Origin of the sequence: Streptosporangium canum (assembly GCF_900113865.1) — a bacterium.
In the GTDB taxonomy this organism is placed as follows: Bacteria; Actinomycetota; Actinomycetes; order Streptosporangiales; family Streptosporangiaceae; genus Streptosporangium; species Streptosporangium canum.
The window spans coordinates 282,232-288,992 of record NZ_FOQY01000009.1; the positions used below are offsets into that span (position 1 = coordinate 282,232).

The window sequence follows — 6,761 nt, forward strand, 5'->3', positions numbered from 1 at the left end:
GATGGTCACTTTAGTTGCCGTTCCGCCTCATTTGCCACACCCCCGATCGACCTTGAAAGCTCGGCAGCTGCGAGGATCGAGGCGAGGTCGAGTTCCCCCGCGGTCCTGCTGGAAGTGGTCGTACGTGGCAAAAGGCATAGCGCGATGCTTGGCGTGGAAGAGCATCACGCCCGCCCAGTCGTCGATCCACCCAGCCAGAGCGACAGGGTTGCCGTCGCTGCAGCGACTGGTCCCGTCGATTTCCGGGTGGCAAGTCACGGTGTAGCCCATCCGGAGAAGGCACTCGTGCAGGTACAACTCGAAGAAGGCCCCCTTGGACTGCCGGTCGTTCCTGGAGCGCAGCCGTCCCCTGACGTCCGCTTGGGCGTCCGAGCAGAGCTGAGAGAACCAGTCCTCGATCAGGTCCCGGACCTGGTCCCAAAAGGGACCTGCCACACGGTCGATGAACTGGGAATGGCTGTCCCCGTGCCCGGCCGGGGACGGGTCGGTTCGCTCGACCGCCGAGAAGATGTTCACGCCGATCATCACACCCGGCCACCGGCTCCGGGGCAAGGCGGATTACCGCCCGGCAAAGGACTTGTGAACCCCAACCAGGGCCGCGCCGACCACGAGCGTGATCGGTTCGACCCGAAATGCAACGTCCGAGGGGTCTGTACGCAGATCTTGCGTCCAGGTTCGCGGTCGCTGTCACAGGAGTGCATTCGACGTCATACCACGGCCGACGTAGAGGGGGCTGGGTCGCGCCAGCGTCCGGCCGTAAGTTTCGAGGTGGACCGGTAGCGTTTCTCCCAAACCCCGACCGCAACATCCCGAAGGACACCCCCGTGAACATCCCCGATATCGAATTCACGTGGATTCGGTCACTCGGCCCTGGCGGGCAACGCGACGGGTACGAGCAGTTCATCTGCCAACAGGTTGCACAGGAGCCGCCCACGGCCGACGCCAAGTTCGTCTCACTGCACGGAGCCGGAGGCGACGGCGGCGTCGAGTGCTACTGGACGCTGCCCGACGGCACCGAGCACGGCTGGCAGGCCAAGTACTGGACCACCCACGCCGACGTCGACAAGGCCCAGCTCGACAAGTCCGTCAAGGCCGCCCTAGACCAGCATCCGAACCTGACCAAGTACACGATTGCCATCCCTGCTGACCCGACCGGCCGCACCGGAGGCCGCGGCAAGTCCCTGCTGGAGAAGATCAACAATTCGGGAGGCTGGCTCGAGGACTGGAAATCCATGTCCACCGTGCGTGGCATGACGGTGGAGTTCGAGTTCGAGTGGGCGACGAACATCATCACCCGTCTCGAAGGCCTTGACACCACCGGCATCCAGCGCCGGTACTGGTTCGACGCCGATGTCCTCGCCGCCCAGTGGTGGGAAGATCGGCTGCAGGAGGCGATTGACGCCGCCCGGCCCCGGTACATGCCCGAGTTGAACGTTGAGGTGCCCGCCGCTAGGTCCATCGCAGCGCTCTGCTCCGACGACGAGTGGTGGGCGGTCGTCAGTGACCAGATCGATAAGGTCAACGACTCCGCCCGCCGCGTACGCAACGTCAAGCACGAAGTACCCACCGCAGACCTGAACACAGCCCTTGATGCCGCCACGAAGGTTACTGGCGCGCTAGCCGCCTGGCACACCTCGCGCACGACCACCGGACTCGACGACCTCGCTCAAGCGCTCGACGAGGCCTCGAAAATCGTCAGCGACCAAGAAGCTGTCGAAGTCGCAGCGATGGACGCCAAGTATCCCGGCGACGACTGGGACACCCCGAGCTGGCGGCAGTTCCAAGCCGGGTACCAGATATCATTCCCCGCGGCAGCAGTCGACGCCCTGCGTGAACTCGGCGAAAAGCTCATTGACGCCACCGGACTCCTCATCGGCCCGGTTGGTCGGCTCGCCGCCGCCCAGGCCGCACTCATGACTGGTGCCGCCGGCATCGGCAAGACCTACCTCGCCATCGACGCCGTCGCCCGGCGCCTTAGCCAAGGCCGCCCCAGCGTCATGATGCACGGCCGCTGGTTCACCGACCGCGACCCGCTGACCCACCTGCGTGACGTGCTCAAGATGCCCTCCGACCTCACCGGCGAGGAAGCCATCGCGCTCCTCGACGAGAGCGGACGTGCCGCAGGCGTTTCGACCCTTCTCGTCATCGATGCGCTCAACGACACCCGGCCACGGTCCACATGGCGTGACAACCTCGAACGGCTTATTACCACCGTCCGCCGATACCCGAACGTCCGGCTCCTTCTCACCGCCCGTACGCACTACATCGGCCAGGTCCTCCCGTCCGGACTCATCCTGCCGCGGTTCGAGCACACCGGGTTCGAAGGGATCGAGTTCGAAGCGGTCAGCGAGTACGCCGCGTTCTACGGCCTTGAGCCGCCGACATCGCCGCCCATCCACGGCGAGTTCGACAACCCGCTGTACCTGCGCCTGGTCTGCGAAGCGCTCAAGAACAACACCAGGCTGTCCCTCGACCAGGCCACCATGGGCCTCGACGAGCTGACCCGGATGGTCCTCGACAATGCGAACAACATCGTCAGTGACCGGATCGACGCCTCACCGTCCGACCGCCTTGTCCACCAGGCCATGTACGCCCTCGCCGCAGCCCTCGCCGACAGCGGCAACCCGTCGCTGACTCGCACCCAGGCTCAAGCCCTGCTGACACCGATCTGGTCCGACAGGAGCGCCGAGAAGTCACTCCTCGACGCGCTCATCGCCCAGGGGCTCATCGAAGAGGACGTCGTCCTCGACGGCAGCCCCTACGGCACGGACATCATCACCATCACGTTTGAACGCATCGGACACCACCTCATCGTCTCTGACGCCCTCTCTGGCGTCAGAGACGCCGCAGGCATCAAGGCCGAGTTCGGCGGCCGTCTCGGCACGGTCATCGGCCTCGGCGGCACGATCGACCTCGGCCTCCTCGAAGCAACTTCCGTCGTGGTCGCGGAACGGTTCGGGCTCGAGCTCACCGAGTTTCACGCTGAAATCAGTGACGACGATGCCCTCGCCGCAGCCGTCATCGCCGGAATCGGATGGCGTAACGACAGGTCAATCAACAATGTCACCCGTGAGATCGTCGTTGACGCGCTCCGCCGGGTCGGCGTGTGTTCCGATGCGTTGACGATGCTGTTCCGTCTGGCCGCCCGCCCCGACCACCCCCTGAACGCCGATTGGCTCCACGGGTTCCTCACCCGCCTGAACATGGGAGCCCGGGACTCGTTCCTGCCCGGTTGGTTCCACATCACGCACGGCACCAGCGGGGCTGTCGACCGGCTTATCCGGTGGGCTAGGGAGAAGCTGCTAGACCAAGTCGGTGAATCAACCACCCGCCTATGGGTGACCGCGCTGCTGTGGGCCACCAGCGCCAGCGACCGCCGCGTCCGGGACTCGGCAACCATCGCCGCCGTCCGTCTCCTGACCCGCCACCCGGGCCAGGCGGCCGGGCTGCTGGGCCGGTTCGCCGTGGTCGACGACGAGTGGGTCGTCGAACGAGCCTTCGAGGCCGCGTATGCGGCCCTCCTTGCGAACGGCGCCCAAAGTGACTGGGCTGCCGCGGCCGAGGTGGTTTGGAAGAACATCTTTTCTGTGTCATCGGCCGTTACCCCGAACGCCGCCGTGCGTGATGCCGCCCGCAGCATCCTCGAAGCCGCCAATAACCGCGAAGCCCTCCCCGTTGGCGTCACCGTCGATCAGTTCCGGCCGCCCTACACGAGCGATTGGCCCCTCACCTGGCCCACCGACACAGACATTGCCGCGTACGACAACAGCAGCTACCCGAAGCTGGTCATGTCAGCCACAGGCGACGACTTCTTCACCTACCGGCTCAGCCCCGAACTCGAAGATCGCCCCGGCATCGACCTTCCCTCCACCGCGCGGTGGGTCGTCGCCGAAGTCATCCGCCTCGGGTACCAGCCCCGACTCCACGCGTCCTTCGACGAGTACGTCCTCGGCAGGTTTGGCAGTGGCCGCCCCAAGCCGGCATGGATTGAACGCATCGGCAAGAAGTACCAGTGGATCGCGCTCAACCGCCTCATCGGCATCGTCTCCGATCACGTCCCCAAAACCCCCGACAGTTGGGACCCGCCGCCGCCCGCCGTCCCCGGCCCACAGGCCGATATCTCCCGGCAGATCGACCCGACCATCGTTGAGTACGCTCCCACCGACCGGACCCAACGCCCATGGGTGCCGGCCTACGACTGGGCGCCCACCGTCGCAAAGACCGATGCCGAGTGGATCGCCGACGACACCGACCTACCAGACGTCGCAGTCAATGAGGCCGCTTTCGAAGGTCGCCCCCACATCGTCCTGGCCGGCACCTACGACTGGAAGAACGCCTCCGGCACGGAGTACACCCGGGGCGTGTGGACCCATGTTTACACCCACATGGTCGCGACCCAGGACCTTGCTGCCGCCATCAGCGAACTCGAAGGACGCGATCTTCTCGGCAAGAGCATCGCCCGCAACCCCGAGGTGCACTACGGGTACGTCGGCGAATTTCCCTACGGCCACCACCACGGAGTGGGCCTCAACCTGATGCGCCATGAATGGACCGAGCCGCTCACCGTCCCCACCCACCCGGCCGCTTGGCGCCTCCTCGGCGAGTACGAGTATGCCCCGGGGGACCAGAACAGCTTCTCCCTCTACATGCCCGCCCCAGAGTTCTTCGGACTCGCACCCGGTGAACTTCACTGGAACGGGCGCAACGGCTGGGCCGACGGCGCAGGTCAGCTCGTCGCGACTCTTCGTCATACAGGCAACGTTGGCCAGAACGAACTCCTCGTCGACGCAGAATGGCTTGAACGGTGGCTCACCGCAGAGCAGAAGTCGCTCATTTGGGTCGAGAACACCGGCAAGGACGTATATAGAGACCTCGGCGGTAGAGGCAGCCATCCGGGGAGACTGACCCGCTCCCAGGTACGGTCCTGGACCTCCGGCGGAAGCACGCAAACCGCCGCGCCCGGCTGGTACCGCATCGCGGCCAGCAACCCGTGAACTGCCGCTGGCGTGAACGGTGGAGATCGGCGGTCATCTGGAACGGGTTGTTCCGCCTCAATGCCTCTGCATCAGGCGACTTTATGTCCTACACTAAGTGGTCCCGCCCGTAAGTTCTTCGGGGGTCAGCGTCCAAGGTAGAGGCCGCAGGCACAGTCGAGGGCTTCTTGAGGGCTGCCGGCGATGAGGCCGGTGGGCAGGATCTGGTTGTCGTATTTGCCGCTGCTGGCGAGGTAGAGCCCGAATCCCCAAATGGAAGCCGAGCCGCTGTAGCGCAACCGAAGGAGAGGCAGCCGGTCGCCGTCGGTCAGTTCGCCTTCGACATAGGCAAACTGACCGTGGTAGCGGATATGCAGGCTGGACAGCTCAGGCCAGTGGTCGCGGGCGTGCTGGCGCAGCCGCTGAGCAAGCGAGGTCTTGGTCGAGTCCGGGATCGCGGGCATGAGAGATATCTTGCCGTCCCCGGCGTGTCGATCACGGCGGGGCGGGCGGATCGGGCAGGGTCGCAGGGGTCCCCAAGATCTCCCCGAGAGTCCCCCAGTGCCTCTTCCCCGTGCCCGCCAGATCGTTCTGGCCGCGTCCGAGCGGCGTCGGCTCAAGAAGCTGGCCTACTCCCGCACCGCCCCCTACCAGCAGGTCGTCCGTATCCGGATCGTGCTGGACGCCGCGCACGGCTACGCCAACGCGCGTATCGCCCTCCGGCGGCAGGTCCATATCGACACCGTCCGGACCTGGCGGGGCCGCTATGCCGACCAGGGGATGGACGGACTGAAGGACCGGCCCCGATCGGGTCGGCCACCCCGCTTCAGCCCTGCTCAGCGGGCCGAGGTCAAAGCGCTGGCCTGCCAGCTACCGGCCGAGACCGGGGTGCCGCTGTCGCGGTGGAGCAGCGGCGACCTGGCGGCCGAGGTGACCGGCCGGGGCATCATCACGGCGATCTCGGCGTCGACCGTTCGCCGGATCCTGGCCGCCGCCGCGCTCAAACCCTGGCAGTACCAGTCGTGGGTGTTCATCCGCGACCCAGATTTCGCGATCAAGGCCGGCCGGGTGCTGGACCTCTACCAACGGGTCTGGGACGGCCGGCCGCTCGGCGGCGACGAGTACGTGATCTCCTGCGACGAGAAGACCTCGATCCAGGCGCGCTGCCGCTGCCACCCGACCCTGCCACCGGGATCGGCCCGCATGATGCGGGTCAACCACGAGTACGACCGCGGCGGATCGTTGGCCTACCTGGCCGCCTACGACGTCCACCGCTCCCGCGTGTTCGGGCACTGCGCGCCCACGACCGGCATCCTGCCGTTCATGACCCTGGTCGAACAGGTCATGACCCAAGAGCCCTACGCCTCGGCCAGCAGGGTGTTCTGGGTGGTCGACAACGGCTCCAGCCACCGCGGCAAGGCCGCCTGCGACCGGCTGGCCGCGCGCTTCCCCAACGCCGTGATGGTGCACACCCCGGTGCACGCCTCGTGGCTGAACCAGATAGAGATCTTCTTCTCCATCGTGCAGCGCAAGGTCGTCACACCCAACGACTTCACCAGCCTTGACCAGGTCAAAGACCGGCTCACCGCCTTCGAGCGTCGTTACAACGAGACCGCCCGGCCCTTCGAATGGGAGTTCACCCCGGCCGATCTCGAGGACCTGGTGGCCCGGATCGAGCGGCACGAACAGAAAGAGTGCTCCCAGCAGCCTCCCGGCCACAGCCACCAGCCTGCCGCACTGCCAACAGCCGCGTGAACCCCCGAAGAACTTACGGGCGGGACCACTAAG

4 protein-coding genes are annotated in these 6,761 nt (G+C 66.0%); 2 read left to right on the forward strand and 2 right to left on the reverse strand.

Annotated elements, in window-relative coordinates:
• Positions 1-27 precede the first annotated feature (27 nt).
• A complete protein-coding gene (locus BM085_RS16605) occupies positions 28-516 on the reverse strand; it encodes a hypothetical protein (RefSeq protein WP_143120958.1) in 489 nt (162 codons plus the stop codon).
• 308 nt (positions 517-824) lie between these two features.
• Here BM085_RS16605 and BM085_RS16610 point away from each other — a divergent pair, with 308 nt between their 5' ends.
• Positions 825-4,994 carry an NACHT domain-containing protein gene (locus BM085_RS16610; protein ID WP_093887864.1) on the forward strand — a complete coding sequence of 1,390 codons (4,170 nt, stop codon included), beginning with the start codon at positions 825-827 and terminating at the stop codon, positions 4,992-4,994.
• A 125-nt stretch (positions 4,995-5,119) separates the two neighbouring features.
• Here BM085_RS16610 and BM085_RS16615 read toward each other — a convergent pair whose 3' ends face one another.
• Positions 5,120-5,437: a hypothetical protein gene (locus BM085_RS16615; RefSeq protein WP_093887160.1), complete on the reverse strand. Its 318-nt coding sequence runs from the start codon at positions 5,435-5,437 to the stop codon at positions 5,120-5,122.
• Between the two features lie 97 nt (positions 5,438-5,534).
• Between BM085_RS16615 and BM085_RS16620 the strand changes: the two genes are divergently transcribed.
• Positions 5,535-6,728, forward strand: coding sequence for an IS630 family transposase (locus BM085_RS16620; RefSeq protein WP_218158696.1), 1,194 nt, complete (start codon positions 5,535-5,537; stop codon positions 6,726-6,728).
• Positions 6,729-6,761: the final 33 nt, after the last annotated feature.